The 20,448-nt window shown below is 44.6% G+C and carries 12 protein-coding genes; 1 reads left to right on the top strand and 11 read right to left on the bottom strand.

From position 1 onward, the window contains the following. Positions 1 to 69: 69 nt before the first annotated feature. The 9 genes from AAHJ11_RS21835 to AAHJ11_RS21875 all read right to left on the bottom strand — a co-directional run bounded on the left by AAHJ11_RS21835 (position 70) and on the right by AAHJ11_RS21875 (position 16,856). On the bottom strand, positions 70 to 1,026 hold the full coding sequence (locus AAHJ11_RS21835; protein ID WP_148364225.1) for an alkaline phosphatase family protein: 957 nt from the start codon (positions 1,024 to 1,026) through the stop codon (positions 70 to 72). Between the two features lie 34 nt (positions 1,027 to 1,060). Continuing rightward, a complete protein-coding gene (locus AAHJ11_RS21840) occupies positions 1,061 to 3,121 on the bottom strand; it encodes a DPP IV N-terminal domain-containing protein (RefSeq protein WP_148364226.1) in 2,061 nt (686 codons plus the stop codon). 141 nt (positions 3,122 to 3,262) lie between these two features. After that, positions 3,263 to 5,737, bottom strand: coding sequence for a hypothetical protein (locus AAHJ11_RS21845; RefSeq protein ID WP_148364227.1), 2,475 nt, complete (start codon positions 5,735 to 5,737; stop codon positions 3,263 to 3,265). A gap of 24 nt (positions 5,738 to 5,761) precedes the next feature. Then, entirely contained in the window at positions 5,762 to 8,626 is a 2,865-nt protein-coding gene (locus AAHJ11_RS21850; protein ID WP_167511712.1) for a M60 family metallopeptidase, read from the bottom strand. Between the two features lie 28 nt (positions 8,627 to 8,654). Further along, positions 8,655 to 9,527: a hypothetical protein gene (locus AAHJ11_RS21855; protein WP_195533239.1), complete on the bottom strand. Its 873-nt coding sequence runs from the start codon at positions 9,525 to 9,527 to the stop codon at positions 8,655 to 8,657. A gap of 18 nt (positions 9,528 to 9,545) precedes the next feature. Next, complete coding sequence (locus AAHJ11_RS21860) at positions 9,546 to 11,444, bottom strand: RagB/SusD family nutrient uptake outer membrane protein (protein WP_320974986.1); 1,899 nt, start codon at positions 11,442 to 11,444, stop codon at positions 9,546 to 9,548. A 20-nt stretch (positions 11,445 to 11,464) separates the two neighbouring features. Then, entirely contained in the window at positions 11,465 to 14,875 is a 3,411-nt protein-coding gene (locus tag AAHJ11_RS21865; protein ID WP_217723367.1) for a TonB-dependent receptor, read from the bottom strand. A 145-nt stretch (positions 14,876 to 15,020) separates the two neighbouring features. Further along, on the bottom strand, positions 15,021 to 16,085 hold the full coding sequence (locus AAHJ11_RS21870; protein ID WP_148364232.1) for a FecR family protein: 1,065 nt from the start codon (positions 16,083 to 16,085) through the stop codon (positions 15,021 to 15,023). A 147-nt stretch (positions 16,086 to 16,232) separates the two neighbouring features. After that, positions 16,233 to 16,856 carry an RNA polymerase sigma factor gene (locus AAHJ11_RS21875; RefSeq protein WP_254883863.1) on the bottom strand — a complete coding sequence of 208 codons (624 nt, stop codon included), beginning with the start codon at positions 16,854 to 16,856 and terminating at the stop codon, positions 16,233 to 16,235. 190 nt (positions 16,857 to 17,046) lie between these two features. On the opposite strand from AAHJ11_RS21875, the gene AAHJ11_RS21880 reads away from it, so the two are divergent. Next, positions 17,047 to 17,457: a PaaI family thioesterase gene (locus AAHJ11_RS21880; RefSeq protein WP_148364233.1), complete on the top strand. Its 411-nt coding sequence runs from the start codon at positions 17,047 to 17,049 to the stop codon at positions 17,455 to 17,457. 13 nt (positions 17,458 to 17,470) lie between these two features. Here the strand turns inward: AAHJ11_RS21880 and AAHJ11_RS21885 are convergent, their stop codons facing one another. Then, on the bottom strand, positions 17,471 to 18,346 hold the full coding sequence (locus AAHJ11_RS21885; RefSeq protein WP_148364234.1) for a DUF3108 domain-containing protein: 876 nt from the start codon (positions 18,344 to 18,346) through the stop codon (positions 17,471 to 17,473). Further along, positions 18,291 to 20,207, bottom strand: coding sequence for an Ig-like domain-containing protein (locus tag AAHJ11_RS21890; protein ID WP_148364235.1), 1,917 nt, complete (start codon positions 20,205 to 20,207; stop codon positions 18,291 to 18,293). Before AAHJ11_RS21890 ends, AAHJ11_RS21885 begins: the two co-directional genes overlap by 56 nt. Positions 20,208 to 20,448: the final 241 nt, after the last annotated feature.

Genomic DNA, 20,448 nt, shown 5'->3' on the forward strand with positions numbered 1-20,448 from the left:
AATTTAATCAACACATTGCCGATACAGAGTGTCCGGCAATGCAGAATCGAAATCTAATCCAAACTTTTATTATTTAAAAATAGATTTAGGTATCTCACCAACCCACGAAAGTGGCTGCTTCACTTTAAACAGATGCAAAATAACAGCAGCTGTATTGACCGTATTATTGGGTTCCGTTATTTTCAGCCCTTTGACAATACCGGGTCCTGTAATTCCCCAAGGAACAATCATCTCATCCGTGCTGACACCGCCATGACCGTTCCCTATTCCGCCGTGGTCGGTCAGGAACATGAAATGCGTGTCATCATACAAGTCTTCCTGTTTCATCTTATCGATAAACTTACCGATTTCCACATCCGCTTCTTCTATCGAACGTATATATTCCGGTGACATCCATTTATACTTATGTCCGGCATGGTCCGTATGTACCGAATAAAGGAATACCAGCGTCGGGTCTTCACGGTTATCTACCAAAAAATTGAAAGCCTTTTCATAGTTCGGCAGATAAGCGTCGTTCTTCAGGAAACTGACTTCATCCAGATACTTTTGATTATATGGATAAATTAAGTTGAGCCAGTTGTAATAGAAAGCGGTTTTTATGCGTGGATTCGCATCTTTCAACACTTTAAATACCGAAGGATAATACCCGTCGGCATCTGTCTCGATAGCGGGAAGCTTATGCTTGGATAACGTCCAACTATTATTCACTACCCCATGTTGTTCGGGGCCACTGCCGGTTAGATGGCTAGTCCAGTTAGGCAAAGTGAACGAAGGCATCACTACACGCGTTTCGGTGGACAAAGCTCCTAGCGCAAGCAGCGCGTCCAAGTTTGGTGTATTCGCCTGGTGGAAACCTGCCACGCAGATACCATCCAAGCTGATTAAGACTACTCTTTGGGTCTTTTTTCTTGTTACTTCTTCTACTGAGGGAATCATAGCCGACAGCGGTTGCGGCAAAGAGGCTGTGCCAAGTAGCAAGGAGCCTGCTAAAGTCTTTTTAAGGAAGTTTCTTCTTGATATTTTCATATTTGTAATATGTTTATGATTAGAATGTTGTTATCTATTTTTTCAGTTTACGGTTAAAGAACTCATACAGACGGTGAAGTTCGTAATATTTTCCAAGTGCATGGTCTCTGCCCGGCAAATAAAGTTGTTCGAACATCTTATCCGCCTTGACAAGAGCATCCACCACTTGCAAAGTCGATGCGGGATCCACGTTATCGTCCAACTCACCGTTAATTAACAGCAAGTCGCCTTTTAGCAGGTGGGCATTATCCACATTGGAAGAGCGGGAATAGCTTTCATCTACAGGGTAGCCCATCCAAAGTTCGTTCCACCACACCTTGTCCATCCGGTTGTCGTGGCAACCACACAGAGCGACCGCCGCCTTGTAGAAGTCGTGATGGAACAGCAAGGCCGCCATGGCGTTCTGTCCGCCAGCTGACCAACCGTAAATACCTACACGCTGCGTATCCATGTATTTATATTTACGTGCTGCCGCCAGTATCCATTGGATACGGTCGGGAAATCCGGCATCTTTCAAATTCTTCCAGCAAACATCGTGGAACTTCTTAGAACGGTTGTTCGTCCCCATACCGTCTATTTTTACCACGATATAGCCCTGTTCGGCCAATGCAGCCGTGTGCCATGCTATCGATTTGAAATCCTTCGGCACGTGTGAGTCGTGCGGGCCGGCATAAATATCCTCAATAATAGGATAGGATTTGGTAGGATCAAATTTAAAAGGACGATAGATGATTCCCCAAATATCCGTCACACCATCCCTGCCTTTGGCGCAGAACACTTCCGGCATCTGCCAGCCTTCCGCCACCAATTCGGACACGTCACATTTCTCCAACACAGTCACTGCCTTTTTCTCTCCCGTCTTGCGCAACACGCTAATGGGAGGCAAGTCGGGGCGGGAACAAACATCCACAAAAAAAGCCTTGTCCCTGGAGAAAGTGATGCGGTGGTTTCCGTTCTCGGGAGTGAGTTCGCGCATCTCCGTACCGTCAAAACGAACAATGCAGAGATGCTGATTGTACGGATCCTCTTTCTTGTGAAGTCCAGAGGCCATAAAGTAGATTTGCTGCTTCTCCTCGTCAACGAAAAGCACTTTGCGCACCACCCATTCTCCGCGGGTCACTTGGCCCTTCACCGTTCCCGTAGCTCCGTCTATGCGGTAGAGATGACGCCAACCGTCGCGCTCGGAGAGCCAGAGTATCTCTCTGCCGTCGTTCAAGTCATAGCGGTAGTTGTCAATGTAAGAGATGAAGGTTTCTGAGCGTTCGTCCACTAAGGAACGGATGCTTCCATCGTTGGCATTCACCTCGCCCACCACGTATTGCTGATGTCCGCGACGGTTGAACTCAAAAGTAAAGGCACGGCTGTCCTTTCTCCATCCCGTCAGTTGCAGGCTGAACTGCTCTTCATACGGGCGTGTATCTAGGACGATGGGCTTTCTCTGCTCCACGTCGAACAGCGCGGGCACCGAGATGGACAGTACATCTCCCGGTTTGGCATAGTCCCGCCATTGCAGTTTTGGTTGCAGTTGCTCTTTGGGACGCGACTCCAACAGGGGAATGCGACGGCAGTTGGCGGAGCGTGTCTTTACCGTAGCGAGTTTCTTTGAGTCGGGCGACCACAACAGGTGTGTGTCGTAGTAGCATCCAAAGGTTCCGTCCATGCTCAATGCAATCTCTTCCACTTGCTTTTTGCCCGCGGGAGAGATGTACACGTTGTAGTCTCGAACGTAGGCCACCCATTGCTTATTTGGCGAGAGGACTCGATTCCGTTCGTCGGTGTGTTCTTTTTTCTTTTTGGGAACAGGTTTCCACAATTCAGGAGCGAAAGCTTTCAGTTCGTCCATTGTAGTTGCCCGTTTCTTCTCGCCCGTTTCAGCGTTTACCCAGTAGTAAAAAGTACCGCCTTTCTCGTGGTTCTTGTACCAAAAGTAGTGAGAATCGCCCATCCATTCGGGAATCACCACTGCGGAATACACCTTGTTAGCCAATCTTCCCAAAGTGTCCGAGCGCAGATAAGGGTTCTGTTCAGTTGTTTGGGCGACCAGCGGAGCGTAGGCAAATAGTACGGACCCAATTATGCTATAAATTAATTTCACGGCGTTTTCTTTAAAACAAAGGCAGATACATAAGGATACTTGCCTTTGTTCTTTTAATGTCAAAAAGTCATTCAATAGAGCATCAGGTTCCCCTCCTTCCCAGAAGGAGGAGAACTGAAATTAGTTTAACTTATCAACTAATTATTTATATTCCAACCAAGCAGTTGCATTGGTATCCGCATCTATAGAGAAGCGAATCCATCTAGCTTGGAACGGAGCCTTGAACTCATGTTTCATCTGTTCGCCCGGTTTCACTGTCAGGGTGGCATATTTCACCCATTTGCCGTTACCGGTAGGGTCAACCTCTACAGTGAAGGTTACGTCCGATTGAGAAGAATGAGAAAGTGTCAAGTTCTTCTTGTCGTAGAATCCAATCAAGTAAGGATCGGATGCTTCGCCGGCTTTCACTGCTGTGTTCTTCCACGGCCCCCCCTTTCCTACGGGTTTGCCCATTTCCCACAAGTCGTCAATAGCTCCTGCCCATACGGCAGCTTTACCGTCTTCGGACACGATGATATGCTCTTTGTTCTTCATCTCTTTCGGGTTGATACCGGTCATCACCAGCATACCACGGTAGGAAGCATAGTCGTGGATGCGAAAATTGTGAGAAGCGATGGGGCGCATCTTGGCATAACCGTCGGCATTTTCAGCGGGCAGTTCGTAGAAGGTGCCGTGGCAATTGAACAGGTCGCGTTCGGTAGCCACTTCGCGACAGATACGCAACACGTCTTGTCCTATCAGTGAAGAATATTCAGCATCTCCCAACGGCAAGCGCCAACGTCTGTTGCGGTCGTCCACAATCAGGATAGAAGATTCGTCGACAGTCACCACTTGGTGAGGAATGGCAAACTTCTCACGGATGAAATCGGCAGTCTGTGCGTCGTCCTTGCGAACCAAAGCCAATGTGTCACTCATTTCATAGTACCCGTTCTCTTTCACTTGTCCGTTTTCGATGGTAGTGGCCAATACGCCCAAGGCTCTTCTGTTCTTACCCAAGCCGTAAAGCAGACCACCCAATGAATTCTTTTCAGACACTTCAGACAAACCTTTGAACATCGGTGCTATAGCAGCCGTACGGTTGTCAGCAGAAGTGTAGATGAAACTGACAGAAGTCTGTGTGTCTTTGTCTGTTCTCACGCGAATCCATTCACCCTTGGTGACCGGGTTGAAAGCGACGTAAGCCGATTCACCGGCAGGAACAAGCACCTCTTGCAGGCTGGTCCATTGGTTGTTACCCTTTTCATCTACTTCAAAGAGGTATTTCACAGCTTTTGCGCCATCGTTCTTAATCCAGCAACAGCGTTCTTTCCATCCGGCAAACAGATAGGGATCAGAGTTGGTGTTGGCTTTCACCTCTTCTTTTTCCCAAATAGCACCGTCAGCAGTGGCAGGACCCAATTCATCGGGTTTGGTCAGTGAGGTAAACCACAGGTTGGAGTTAGATTGTCCCGGCCCTTCGATGTTACCTTTGGCTTTACGCTTGTTCAAGAATTCTTTCTGCGCAGAATCGTCGCAACCGAACACCAATTCGTCGTTCCAGCGGGCGAAGTCGCCAATCACTTTCAAGTAAGTGGTGCGCGGACGGATACCGGCCGAGTTGTCGGCAGTAAAGGTGTGGGGGAACCTCCAAAACAATCCGTGCATGGTCATCAGGTAGTCATTTTCTCCTTCGGCACCGACGTTGCGGATGCGCGGCCATTCGGTGTTCCATCCGTGTGCACCGTCGTAAGAGTGGCTTGCTTTGGGCAGACGGTAGAAAGTCCATCCTTTCTGTGCGCCTCTCACGCCCAGCAGTACAGATTTGTGGTCCCAACCGGTAGCCCAAATCGGGTCGGTTTCGGGGTTAGGGTTTCCGTAAATGCCGCCGGGACCGGTCAATTCAACAAATTGATTGCGGCGAACCACCTTCCAGTCTTTTCCGTCCCATTCGCATAGCGAACCGGACAACGCATCGAAATGTTTCATCGCAGCCGCACTGTTTTCTCCATTGTTGGAGAAAACCATCACACCTTGTCCTGAATACAATCCTTTACCGTGCGCTCCCGGCAGCAAGTCTACGTATGGCGGGTTATTCTTCGGGTCTTTTTTGTGCAGACGACGTCCCTCGTTGCCGTCTTGATACAGTTCTTTGACTTTGAGTGTGTTTACGTCCACTTCGTAGAAACCTTCTTCCATCGTACCGATGTAAATCTTGTTGGCAGGGTCGGTCAAATGGCGGGCAGCACCCGTATAACGTCCCGGAGCCTCTTGCCAAGGCAATACGCGCACGTTTTCGCTTTGATCAATGAAGTAAGAACCGATGTTCAACGTGTTCGTCTCTTTATGAATCAGACGGTTGGCGGGAGTTCCACCGATGCTTTCCGAACGGACGACAAGTTTCTTGTCCGGCGTAATCTGATACAATTTGTCCGACGAGCCAAACGGCATGTGTGGACCATAAGTGATGGCCCACAGGTTTCCTGCCCAAGGCACTACGGCACCTGTTCCACATTCGCCTTCGTTGTTGTAGAAGGCGAGCTTAGGATAGATACCCGATATATTATCTTTTTGCGTTTGTTGCGGAGTAGTGCAACCCATTACTCCGATAATCAATGCCCCTGTAAATAAATGTTTCATGATTTAAAATCTATTTCCTTTTAATTAAAATGTAACTTCTGTTTTTTGTCCAGAGACGGATATGGCAAATACTTGCACTTTGGTGCCCACTACAAATTGGGCGGGCATAGTAAAGGTGCCGGCGGGAGAGATAAACAACAAAGTGTCGTCCGACCATACTTCGTAGGCTGCCACGTTCTTCCAGTTGATCATTCTGAAATTCTGTCCGGTTCTGGAAGCACTTCCGGCGATCACGCTGCTGTCAGACTCATAAAGACTCTTGTTGTCATCACAAATATACTCTATTCGCTTAGACGGTTTGCGCAGTCCCAGAGCCTTGATGCGGTCTTTGGTTTCGTCGGCCTTCTCTTTAGTCACTGTAAATTGGGCAGTTTCCCCATAAACAGTCAGTTTGTAATCCACCTCTGCAAAGAATCCCCATTTCTCGAAGAACTCTGTCAAATCCAGTCCGAGTGCTTCACTGGCCATTACCGTAAATTCCAATTGGATTTCGCCCGGTTTTTTCGAATCCTTGTCGGGGGTAGTGCGAATCTTTTCAAACAGATCTTTGTAGAAATCTTTGTTTCCTTCTATCTGGCTGTAGAGATGCAACTGCCAAAAAGGTACTACCTGACACCATTCGTCTATCCCAGTACCATCCGGAGTTTTTCTGACGTGCGGCCACTCGATGGGCAGCAAGAGCGACATGCCCTTTTCGTACAAACTAGTATAGTTGCTACTAGGTGTACCCATCAATCGGGATTGGAGACCAAAGGAAGTCTGTACGTCCAATGCTAAAATGTTGTTAGTTACTTCCGCCATACCAAGCCAACATAAGCCGGGTTTGGTTTGGAAGGTGTGTCCCACCTCGTGGGCAGGTCCCCAAACACTGGATTTCATCTTTTCTACACTACACAAATCATTCATTTCGCTGGCGATGTATCCGGTGTGATATTCAGCGGCATACATATAGCCTGCAGCTTTGTACATCACAGAGAAACAGACGTAGTTAGGATTCATGCGATTGTATTTCTTCAATCCCATAAACTCTTGCTCTGCCAATACCAAATCATCATAGACGTCTATCAGTGCTTTTCCGTCGGGAGTGTACAACTTGAAACTGCTTACCGGGAATATCAAGTGCGTGTATTTTCCCAATACATCGAAGTGAGGAGCCACAGCGCCATCCAATAGTTCTTTCCATTCTGTAGCGTCATGAATCTTGGAATCAAAATATCCATTCACCTTTCCGGAAGGAATATGAATAGTGATTTCGGGAGCTGTTTGGTAGTCCGGTGTATGATAGCAGATGTAGATCAAGCCATCCGAATCGGCGATGAAGCGATTCGTACCCTTCTTCAAGTTATAAGAATAATTGTGGCTGAATCCATCTTCACCCGGCACATTCAGGTTCAAGATGCGGGCTGTGAGTGGAAGCCCGTTGGTTTCACCCACCAAAACCATTACCTCTTTACCTTTCTCAACGAAGATACCTGTAGGATTGGACAACAAGTCATGTGCCTTGCTCAGTTTGTTTTCTTTCTTGTAGAGATCTGGATGCGGATGAGCCTTGTAGGTGTTGATACGGAACTTAGACGGGTAGTTGTTGTTCATCATATAGAAAGCCACGTTGCGGAACAACGGGTCTTCACACGCATTAATCTCTTCTTCGGTGATGCCCGGTTTTAGTTTCGTACAGGTTTCATCTTCAAAGAGGGTCAGCGGGTCGAAGTTGTTGGGGTTATGACGATAGAACTCTACTTCTCTTACCAATAAGTATCTTTTTACAGACTGATTGGTAGTGTACGACTTTTTGGCTACCACTTTGATTTCCACCGGATCGATCAATGCTGTCGGGAAATCAATACGAGTAGGAGTAACGCCGGCATCGAATGCCACATTTTCCATTACCAATTTGAAGTCTGCATCATTCTTGGTTTTGACATAAATATCTCCTTCGACTAATGCATCCTTGTTTTTATCATCATACCAAATCAGATAATCGATACGGGATTGATCTTCAAATCTGAAATAAAGACTTAATGGCCATGTTTTCTTAGCCGGATCGGTTTCTGCTTCCGAAGTTTTAAACTCATCACTATTATTACACAGCCAACCACTGCCGGAGCCAGACTTTTTACCATCCCAAATTTTCTCATAAGGAGTAGATGGTTGTGCAGTAATAACTCCCAAGTTATTATAAGCCTCACCTCCTGCGATGGGCACTATTATATCCTCTCCGAAATTAGATTCACCGCTCTCATATTCGCCAGCGCTTTGTGTCACAAGCACTTCCGCGGATATTTTCTTTTCATCATCGCTATTTTCTTTCACGAGAATAGTTCCGGTACGTCTATTCCCCACATTGCGGTCGATGATGTAGCGGTGTGTGTTAGTTTCCCACTCGATGGCTCTGCTTTTGGGAACTTCTTTAATCCAATCGGACGGAATGAGGTCATAGTCCACATTCGTAGTCACGGTGAACTCGATGGTTTCCCCCATGTTTCCCACTTCAAAATTTTCGGGAGAAATAAAGATTCCCTTGCCTGATCCCAACTGACGGACAGTGATTTTATGCACCACGTCTTCCAGTCTCACGACAATGAAAGCTTCGCGCGATTCGATGGCATTGTTCTTGTTGAGCGAAATCTCTAAGAAATGTTTTTTGCCTTGCACGTCGGCGGTTGCCGAGCACCAACTTCTGGCGTCCGTGTTCACAGCTGCCACCCAGTTAATACGATTGGCGATAATCTCAATTGTTTTCTTGCCGCCTTCTTGCTCGAAGTCGATGGTTTCTACGCCAACTTCCAGTTTCGGTATGCCGGCGGTTTCGTCTTCGTCGCTGCAGGCCGTGCAGAAACACGCTGCAAACAACATAACGATAAAATTCCAATGTAGATATTTTTTCATGATTTTCATTTTTGTTGATAGATGTAGGTTATGCCTCGGGGTCGAAAAAATAGTATTCTACCTCGTAAATGCGGAATTCGGCAAACGAAAAGTTCTTCACATCACTGCCTGTGTGCACAGTGGGCACCTGGAAACGAAAATAGTTGAAGGGGAAAGGCGTTCTGTATTCTTTGGAAACAAAGCTACCGAGTGGCTTAGTGGGGAGCTCGTCTTCATCTTGCTTCAAGGTGGTCACCAAGGTCCACGGATCGGACTCCATGGCTTTCACGTAACATTCAATAACGGCTGGGAATTTGGCATCCTTGTGGTCGCGGTTGATATAGGAAAACTTGATGAACTCCTGTGTCTTCGGATAATGGATGTCATAATAACGAGTCACTCCGGTGGCTGTGGCTACAGAATAGTCGAAGTTCACAAACGTACTATTGTTGCTATCGAACAAAGAGGCTGCTTTGGAGCCGCTGTAGATGCCTGGAATGTCGATGTCATCGGCGGTGATGGTCAGCTCTCGACTGGTAAAACTTTCGGCCACTCCGGCACGTTGCGGTGTAGCGGCAATTTCATGCACTGCGCCAGGGGTGAAACTCGTACTGAAAGGCTGTATCTCGAATTTGTATTCTCCATATTTCAACCGCAAGTCGTCAATCAAGATACCGTCGCTAAAGCTGCTCGCAGTCTTTTTCACCTCTTGCTGTTTGGCAGGATCAAAATAGCGCACTTCTACATAGCGAATATTGTGATTCTCCGTATTCGAATATGCCCAATTCAATTGGATGGCACCAGGGAGGGCTTCTGAAGTCAGGTTAACAATATCAGCAGGAGCCACTCCTTCATCGTTGTCATTGCAAGATGTATGAGTGAAGGTCAATAGGACCATTGCGTATACTATATATTTTTTCATCATCGTATTGCTTTAAAATTATTCACTGTATCCCGGGTTTTGTACTAAGTTGGGATTCTTGTTGATTTCGCTAATGGGCAACGGCATCAGGTAGTGTGCCAGGATGAAATTACGATTTACATCCACTTCTTTGGGCTGTGCAAAAAGCTTCAAATCGGTCTCTTCAACCGAAAGTCCCATCGGCTTTTCTCCCAAAATTTCTGCTTCACCCCAACGACGAATGTCATAGAAGTTGTGGTTTTCCAAATAAAGCTCGATTTGACGTTCTTGACGAACAATTTGGCGCATTTTATTTTGATCGAGCGTGGCGATCCCTTCCCAAGATTTCTCTACCGTAGGAATGCCGGCACGCTCACGTACGAGATTCAAATATATCTTCGCATCGTCCAGATTGTTACATTCTACACAGGCTTCTGCATAGTTCAAGTAAAGTTCTGCCAAACGGATAACCGGCCAAGGATATTGTGCAATGGTAAAGCCGGATGAACTTACGGAAGAGGCGGGGCTTGCACCCTTCTTATTCAGATAACCGCTCTTCGTTCCTTGCTGATTGTCCGAAGTGAGTCCTTGGTTGGACAATTTGGTGAACTGCACCAAGTGTTTGGTCTCTTCTCTTCCAGTTTCACCTCTCAGGTATTTGATGGCAAAAGCATTGTTCGATTTGGGATCAGCATCTTTTCCCATTGCTTCGAAATAACCATTGTGGAATGCCACCCACGCATAAAAACGGGGCTCGCGTTGCATATTCATCACCAAAGTTTCTTCTTCAGCATTCGGATTGCCAGCCGGAACATCAGTAATGTTGAAACGGGTGGCATACGGGTATTTGGGATCTTCGTCGATAGGCAGACCGTTTTCGGTATAGAAGCGTTCGATTTGGCGCAAGGTGATGGCCAGACCACCCCAGCAGTATGAACCCCATCTGGGAATACTCTTACCTTGTATACCGTTACCGGTTTCTTTGCGACAATCGGCAAAAATAACTTCCGGTGTGTTTTCCTTGTCGATGAAGGTGAAACGCAGCGTGCGTTGGGTAAGATCTTTAGGCTCGGGAGTGTTGTTTAAGGCTCCTTCTGTAGCGTAGTACAGATTGTAACCATTGTCTTTTGCCAAATTGATGGCTTCCAAACAAGCTTGGGCGGCATCACGCCACTTCTGTTCGCTATAGGTGGTGCTGATAAGTTGAGTACCGTCTGCATTGGTGAAGTTGTTATACAGGGTACGGAACTTTTCACCTCCGTTGAACTGCGGTGAAGCAGCATACAGCAACAAACGACCACGGAGAGCCATAGCAGCTGTGCTGGTGGCACGTCCGTATTCGTCACCTGTGCGGACAGCCGGTAGACGATAGGCTACATCCTTGAATTGTCCAGCTACCCATTCCACACATTCGTCATATGGCGAACGCGACAAGAAGGTGGATGGATCACCTAATGTATTGATATCAAACAATTCCTTAATCAGAATGCTCGGGCCGTAGGTACGAATCAAGATGTAGTGGTAGTAGGCAATCAAGAAATCGGCTTCTGCCGTATATTGCGCTTTTAAATCATCGGATAATCCTGGTACGGATCCTACATTCTCTTTCAGCAGGTAGCATTGGCGAAGTCCTCGATACAAGTCGTGCCAATAGTTGATAATCGGGTTGCTCGGAGTATAGGTTCCTTGCACAAATTTACCAAAATTTTCATGCTCCCAAGGAGTTACCACCTCGTCTCCGGTCAAAAGATCAAGCGAACCACTGGGGTGTCTTTGGGGAATTTCCGAATAGCACGAATATAGATAACGTAATACTGCTTTCGGATTTTTAAACGCATCTTCTTCTGTAGCCTTTTCATCCGGCACGATGTCCAGATAATTACAAGAAGCGACCGTCATCAGGCATACTGCCAATAATAGATAATTTATCAATTTCATAATATCCTGCTTTAAGAATTTCATTTAATAGTCATTTGGAAACCTAAGTTGAATACACGTTGCGTGGGATATTTCAATCCGTTACCACCACCTTGCTCAGGATCCCACAAATCGAATTTGGAGAATGTCAGCAGGTTGGAGCCACGCAGGTAAAAGCGCATATTCTTATAGGTATAACCAATTTCCGCATTTTTCAACTTCAAGAAGGAGCCGTCACGCATCCAAAACGTAGAGCATTCGGAGTTGTTGGCGAGGGGAATGGCAGTCAGACGCGGATAAGAGGCGCGAATATTCTGATTATCGGGACTCCAATGGTCGTTGGCAATAAACGTTTGTATGTTTCTCTTGCGGTCGTTTCCAAACGGAGCCAGGTCGCTCAAGAACAAAGACGTCTTGGCTACTCCTTGGAAAAAGAAAGAGAAATCGAAGCCTCTCCAATGGAAAGAAGGACCGAAACCGTACACAATCTCCGGAGTGGTCGGGTCACCGATAGGCATACGGTCGTTTTGATCGATGACTTGGTCATACTCTCCATATCTATTAGGAATGTTGATATACTTAATATCACCAGCTCCCACCGTACCGCCAATCATTTGGGCTGGGTTGTTGGCCACTTCTACGTCGTCGGCAAACAGGTAATCGGCAAGGTATCCCCATTGTTGAGAAACGCTGTAACCCACTCTCGACAAGTTGGGATAGTCACGGATGGCTTCTTCGTATTTGCGGATTTCATTGTGTGCATAGGTGAAAGTACCCTTGAAGGTCATACTGAATTCTTTGTTGAACTGATGACCGAAGTCGATAGACGCATCCACACCCTGGTTGCGCACTTTGGCGCTGTTGACATACGCTTTGGTACCATATACACCGGTATATGAAGGGATGGTCGCTTTCTCCTGAAAGATGTCCGAACGGTCTTCACGGAAGACGTCAAACGTCAGGTTGAATTTGTTCTTGATGGTCAAATCGATACCGACGTTGAATTTACGTCCGATTTCCCAAGTCAAATCTTTATTGGCAAAACGGTTGTATTTCGGACCCTTCATAGAGACGTTCATATTGATACCAGTGGTAAATTCACTACTTCCGGTCAGATTGACGTCGGACAGATAAGCAAAACGAGCACCACCAATTTCACCATTACCTACCAAACCGTAAGAAGCTCTAACCTTCATACGGGTAACGACATCCTTCAGCGGTTCGAAGAATTTCTCTTCGCTGATGTTGTATCCCAAAGCCACAGAGGGAAAGAACCCCCAACGATTGCCTTTAGCAAAGTTTTCAGAACCGTTGTATCCCAAGTTCACTTCGGCTAGGTAGCGGTTGTCGTAAGCGTAAGAAACTCTGGCAGCAATACCTTGCCGACGGGTAGGCAGGGCTTTCAACAAATCAGTACCCGGATTGTTGTTGGCATATTCGTCTTGGTTGTAGATGAACAAACCACCCACATCGTGTTTGCCAAACGTGCGGTTGTATTCAAGCATGGCTTGTATGTAGATGCGGCGGTTACCAGTGTTTTCGCTTGTTGTTTTCAGCTCAGTTGTCTGTTCCGTACCCTCCATGGTCAAGTCGTAATCGTAGATTCCGTCATCGTTGAGTCTCCAGTTGTTCATGGAAAAGATGTTCCAAGTAGCCGAACGGGTTTGTACCGAGCTGGTGAAGTTCTTCAGTGAGGCCATGGCTTTGAACTTCAATCCCGGTGTAATCATACGGAGATCTTGGTCGAAATTCAACGAGGCAATCACGGTGCTTTGGAACGTATCTGAATACCCGTTCACCATCGAAGCTAACGGGTTGTAATCCGCTTTACCCTTCTGCGGCACCCCCCATTTAATATAGGTGGTCTCACCATCCTCGGGATACATAATCGGCGCATCTACTGGATTGGAGCCCATTACGCTGGCAAACAGTTCACCGGTGCTTTTTGACGGGCTACGCTTGTCCACCAACATCACGTTCAATTTCAACGACAGGCGTGAAGTAGCGCCCAATTTTGCGTTAATGTTGTTTTGAAACGAGTAGCGCATGCGGTTGATATTGTTGTTGTAAGAAAAGAAATCTTTGGAACGGCTCCGCAACATACCGTCTTCGTGACTGACAGAAACGCTAGAGAAGTAGTCTACCTTCTTACCACCACCACGGATGTTGAAGTTGAATGTTTCACTAAAAGAGCGTTCTTTGAACATTTCGTCGTACCATTGCACGTTGGGGAACACGTAGGGATTCAGTCCACGGCGAGTTCCGTCGATTTGGTCTTGTGTATAAGGCACTTTTCCCATAGATTGATTGCGGATGGCTTCGTTGTACAGCTCCATGAAGCTGACCCCATCCACAAACTCGGGAATTTTGGTCGGTTGGTGCATGCTTCCTTCAAAACGGAAGTTGATAATCGGTTTATCTAAAGCAGCTCCCGACTTGGTAGTCACAATCATGACACCATTAGCACCACGCATACCATACATGGCTGTTGCCGTAGCGTCTTTCAAGATAGAAAAACCGTCGATTACCTCAGGATCGAGCGCATTCAAGTCGGTCGTAGAAGCCTCTACACCGTCGATTATAATCAACGGAGAAGTACTGGCACTACCCAATGTCGAAACTCCACGAATCCAGAAGTTGGCCCCGTCGGCACCCGGTTCTCCACTGCGTTGTACAGCAATGACACCTGCCAGGCGTCCGGCAAAAGAGGTAGAAAGATTAGTTGCGGGTACCTTCAAGTCGGCAGGACGAATGGTTTGCACCGAGCCTACCATACTGGCTTTCTTCTGACCGGTTCCGTATGCTGTCACCACAACTTCCTCCAAATTCTTTGTATCCTCCTTTAATGTAATGATTATATTCTGGCGTCCTCCTACTTTTACTTCCTGCGTGACATAACCGATATACGAAACTATCAAGACTGAATTTTCTGACGGCACTGATAAATTATAAAGTCCGTCCATATCTGTAGTAGTACCTATTGTTGTCCCTTTTACTTTAATAGCTGCACCAATAATCGTTTCTCCAGTTTCATCTTTTACCAATCCTTGGATTAATCTCTTGCCTTTGGTTTGTTGTGCTTTTGAAGCTGGAGCTGTTTCTTTCTTTTTCAATAGAATCTGCCGGTCTTTTATTTCATAACTCACCGAGGTGCCATCAAACAATTTATTCAGGATCTCATCGACAGGTAAGTCTATAACCCTAATACTAGTTTTTTTAGAATCATCAAAAACATCTGCATAATAGAAGAAAACATATTCGCTTTCTTTCTCAATATGCTTAATCAAATCTTTTATAGGAACATTTTTAAATTCAAATGTAAATTTCTTAGTTTGGTTATATTCGGACAACTCTGACGCATAAATAGTTGCCGAAATAAAAAAGAAGCTAAAAGCAAGCACGAATTTTATAAATTTAGCATTCGTACTTACGTTATTTTCTAAGTTTTTCATATTTTTGTAAGATTAAAGTTTGACCACTATGAGTGGTTAGATAAAAGTTTTTTTATCCGGATAATATTCCCGTATTATTCGGATATCTTTTTATAATTCGATTTTTATATCATAGGCTTTCAATTTAAAGATTAAACAATCGTTATCACTCACTTTTTTTCGTAATTAAGAATCCATTTACAGTATTCTCATACTTTATTGGCGCTGTTATTGCAATTCTTGATAGAACTTCCTCCAGTGAATAATTTAAATCCAAGATTCCGCATACCATCATATCCTTTACCGCAGCATCGTACCTGATAGTTTTACCATAATAGCGTTCTAACTTAAGAAAGACTCTTTCCAACGATTCGGTATTCATCACAAACAATCCTTCTGTCCAGGCAACATAATCTGCTGCATTCACAGTCTTTTTACCGGAGATTACCCCATCGCTGATAGACGCCAATTGATTGGGAGACAGTTTAAGGGTATTCTTTTTATTATCTTTCAAATTCACAGCCCCACGCAGCAATACCACCTCTGCATAATCGTCCCCTTTGTAAGCGCTTACGTTGAAAGCTGTCCCTAATACTTCCACTTCAAACTGTGCCGTTTTTACAAAGAAAGGAGCCGATTCATCACGCTTCACATCTATAAAAATCTCTCCGTCTACAAATATCTCACGTTTGTTCTTGGCAAAATGTTTGGGATAGACCACCTTTGTGCCTGCATTAATATGCAAACTGGAACCGTCGGCAAGAATTAAGCGGGTGAATTTTCCTTTAGGAACGATAATCTGATCATATAAATCCTCCGTAGCAGTATGGGATATTTCTTCTTCACCGACACTAACGGTACCGCTCTGAGAATAAGTAACCGTAGAACCTTTCTTTATGGAAATGACTTCTTCCTGTGAAACAATTAATTGGATATCGTCACCTACGGCTGATTCATTTGTCATTTTTGTAGCTACTACTGAAAAATCCAAACTATTATTCACAAGGAACTTTTCAGCACCCAGCCACATGAATCCAATCAATGCGGCTGCAGATGCAGTGGTAATAATAAAATATCGACGCTGCCTCTTTTGCTTTTTCTTATTTATACCAACTGCTATCTTATTCCACAAATCGGCCATTTCCTCTTGCGACGAAACTTCCTCCTGCATTTTGAAATATTCTATAATCCTTCGTAGGGCATTTCTTATTTCTATCTTACTATATTTCATTTCTTCCTGTTTATATTAGAATGGGATAAGATAGAAAACATACTCACTATTTCAAGTTTTTTTTTGAAAAAAAACAAAGAAAGAATAAATAAGCAGATAAGTACGTAAAAATCAATACAATATAGCAGAAATAAATATTTGCCAGATTCAGAAAGATAATACCATCTTAATAATAAAAAGTTGCCATATACTTAGAAGATGTTCATCTTGCCCGATTAGAGAACGCAGTTTTGTTAACGCACGATTCGCCAGATTCATAGATGATTGCACATTTATATCCATAACATCTGCTATTTCTTTATAAGACAAATCTTTCACATAACGTAGATAAAGAACCGACTTCTGATTGGTAGACAATTGGGACATTGCATCCAGCAACCTGCGAGCTAATAACATATCATCGTCATTCTTAGGAAACAATTGCTCAAATAAATCTTCATTCTCAGGAATATGAAAAGCTACATCATCCAATGATTCCTCTTCCTTTTGAGAGGATAGTTTATAAATAAGATTATTTCTTAAAGCTCTCAATAAATAAGAGCGGACAGTGATATTGGCAGTGTTTATGTTAGTATTTTGGTATATATTCACAAAAAGGTCTTGAATGCAGTCCTTTACCAATTCTTTATTGGGATTACACTTCAATCCATAGTTCAACAAAAGAGAATAGTACTTTTGATAAAGTAGTTCCAAGGCCTTTTGATCACCTTTAATTAAAAGGCTCCACAAAGACAGATCATCTATTTTACCAGAAGGAGGTATGCTTTCCATTTTCTACAAGACGATTGGTTGAGCACAAAAATAATATAAATTTATGTATGTCTTATATTCCAGCGATCTAAATTTGAAAGAAAAAGAAAGCCTGATTGCTATCTCCTAATTACAAATATATACAAATCTTCCTTGCAAATACACAAAATAAATTGATACATTTGCAGAATAAACCTCAAAAGCAACTATCATGACCCCACAAGAATTCTTTAAGAATGATTTATTTGCCGAAAACGCAGGAGTAGTACTGCTGGAAGTACGCAAAGGATACAGTAAAGCCAAGTTAGAAATAAAACCCGAACATCTGAATGCAGGCGCCCGTACACAAGGAGGAGCCATTTTCACATTAGCAGACCTGGCACTGGCCGCAGCAGCCAACTCGCACGGTACACTAGCTTTCTCTCTCTCGTCCAGCATCACTTTTCTACGCGCAAGCGGACCTGGCGACACCCTTTTTGCCGAAGCACGCGAACGCTACATCGGTCGAAGTACAGGCTGCTATCAGGTAGATGTAACGAACCAGAACGGAGACTTGATTGCCACTTTTGAATCCAGCGTATTCCGGAAAGACCAGAAAGTGCCTTTCGAAGTTCAGGAATAAAAAATCTCTTTATCTATTTAACGATAGAAGTCAGCGGATGCCGGTTGCCGGTCACATTATTCAAGAATGCTTTTGCCGAACCGAAATTCAGGAATAAGTCCAGACGGACAGGAAGATGGTTCAAATCGTCCGTTACGAAGAAAGTAATCACTTCCTTCTCTTTCCCTTTCTTATCATATTCAACTAATGAGAAAATCAGGCAACGGTAAGTCACTCCATTTTCTGCTTTTACATTTTCTTTACCGCGATAAATAAGCGTCTGTTCTTCCACTTTACGTCCCGTAGCCATCGGAAATTTAATCTTGTCTCCCACCTTATAATCAGCAGGGTCATAAGAACGTGCCTGTCCTAAAATGCTTAACATATCGTATATACAACGGCTATCGCTAGCTTCAGATTCATCAAACGCTCCATCCCGGTAAGTACGCTTCTGATTTACCAGGCAAAGACCGTTCTTATAAGAAAACCAAGCCTCATCGACCGTGTAACGTTTTCCCTCTTCGGCACCTTTACGGAAATAGCGCGGCTCCAGTTTTTCTCCAATCACACAAGTCAGCGTATCGCGCATCTTGAAAAAGAAGTCCGCCCGTTTACTGCCCAAAGCAAGCAGGTTAATCCGGTAGGCTGGTTGTGAATGATAAGTAGTCGCATTCGTCGTCAAACTGGCAAGTCCGGCTTTCACCCAGACAAACTTCCAGTTAAAGTATAAATCATACATTACGTGTTCGCCGGATTGAAACGCATCATTCTTCGCTTCACATTGAGCACTGGCAGGAAGGGCGAAAGCTCCCATCAGTAAGGCCACTAATCCGATAATAAAATTGCGTCGAACGCTAACGACGGCGGTTCTGACTATTTCGTTCCCGATCCTTTTTCTTCTTGTCTTCATCTGGTTTTTGTTTTTTAAGTTCATCCAGCTTTTGCTTATCTAGCGGAACTGCATGAATATCCCAACTTTGTTCTAGATCCCAGTTGGCTTTCGGCTCTAAAATCTGATTATAATAATACACCTCTTCGGGCTGCACCCCTTTTTCAAAATTGCCGGTATCCCATTCACCGTTTCCATTCCGGTCGTTAATCAACCGGGCGGAGTACTTACCGGGATTTAAGTAATAAAAGTCGACATAACCTCCCTCCTCTACTCTTCTTCGGCGCACCACTTTATCCTGCGCATCCAACAGTTCAACGAAAGCATTAGGTTCCGCTCCCGTCACCACAAACGTGATTTTGGCATATTCTTCCAAACTACGCACCTTGAACCCTTGTTTTATTTTGTCTGTAAACAGTCCGTATATACCATGGAACGCAGTCGAATCTACCGAAAATTCATATTCCAGCGTCGGCTCCCAATCATAATACAGATTAAACCTCTTTAGATTCACAGAGTCCTGTTCAAAGTCGAATGGTATATCTTTCCAAAGCGTATCTACCTTTTGCCGCAGATGGATGGCCGCAGTATCAAAACTGGCTATCGGTTCTTCAAAACTCAAAGAGATAGAACCATATACATCCATTGACGAAGGAGCCCCGACATTTACCGGCAAGAATTTTGTCGGTTCGGGTTCATCCTCTTCACCTTTCTTTTTCTTCTTTTTCTTTTTGTCCTTATCCGGCTCCTCTTTCTTATATTTTTGCTTCGAAACGAGGTTGAGCGTATCTGTACGGGGCACTAACTGATTCAATGTATCCGTATAAAGATAAGTCAGGCTCATAGCCAGCGTATCTTGTTTAAAGAGCAGGGAGTCTTTTACCCAATAATGGATGGTGTCATTCCGCTGATTCTTTTCGATAACAAAAGCATCCTTTTCATCGAAGTTCAAGCCTTTCAATACAGGCAAAGTATCGGCTTTACCGGCAAAGTAGAACGTGAATTTCTGCGGAACCAATCTTTCCGACTTGATAAGATATTGCGAATAGTTGAGTTCTTTAAAGGCACGGAGGATGACATCATCCGGCAAATAATGCATATATTTCTTCTCAACAATCGTGTCGTAAGTCAATGAATCGACCCAAGCCGTATCCATGCGGACACGTTCTTCCATACGAGGGATAATCAACGAATCGTGGAAAGCAATCATCTCGCTCTTCTGATTAAAAGTAAAGTTCTGGTCGGCATCCATCAAACCGTAGATACGATACTTACCGGGAGCTATACCCCGGATAGAGAAACGGCCACGGCTGTCTGTACGTGCCACACGGTCGAAAGGCAATTTATTGAAAGCCGAATCGTTCAGGTTGGAATGCAGTCCGACGAGCATACCTTTAATCGGTTCCAGATTAGAAGCATCGAGCATTGTTCCCGACACCTCCATCGTATCGATCTCCGTACCGGTAGAGAACGTAAATGCAAAATTCCCTAGCGGATTACCTTCATTATTATCGACAATCGCATCCGAGAAGTCAATCGTGTAGGTAGTATTGGGCTTCAAAGAGTCGAGCAGGTTCACTTGTATTCTCTTGCCGGAAGCCTTTATCTCCGGTTGCTGTATCTGGGGAGGAGAAACAACGACTTTCTCGGTTGCTTTCTCCAACTTAATAAACTCATCAAATACCAAAGAAATTTTAGTCCTTTCATTATTCAGAGCACCCGCAGCAGGAGTACTACCGATGAAACGGGGTGGCGTCTCATCATAAGGGCCTCCGTCCGGCCGTCCAATACTGGCGCAGGAATATAACATAGCTCCCAGCGTTACTACCGGAAGCACCTTGCGAACTATTTGCTTTATCTTTTGATTCTCAAATTGTAACATGCTGCAAAAATAAGGGTTCTTATTCAATAAACACCACACTTTCTAGCTAATTTATTAAAAAAGGAAAGGGTGGCATAAGGTAATAAACAATATTTGCGACGTTTTTATTTCTTTCTTACTAATATAATTAGTTTTATTACCTAAAAAGATTACCTTTGTTGCCTCAGGGCAGACGCATTAAAAATCATTATCCTGTAAAAGTTTTGATAAATATTTTTCATCCCACCCAGCTTTTAGCCTT

This window comes from Bacteroides sp. 90-K9/2, from assembly GCF_047310725.1.
In the GTDB taxonomy this organism is placed as follows: domain Bacteria; phylum Bacteroidota; class Bacteroidia; order Bacteroidales; family Bacteroidaceae; genus Bacteroides; species Bacteroides vicugnae.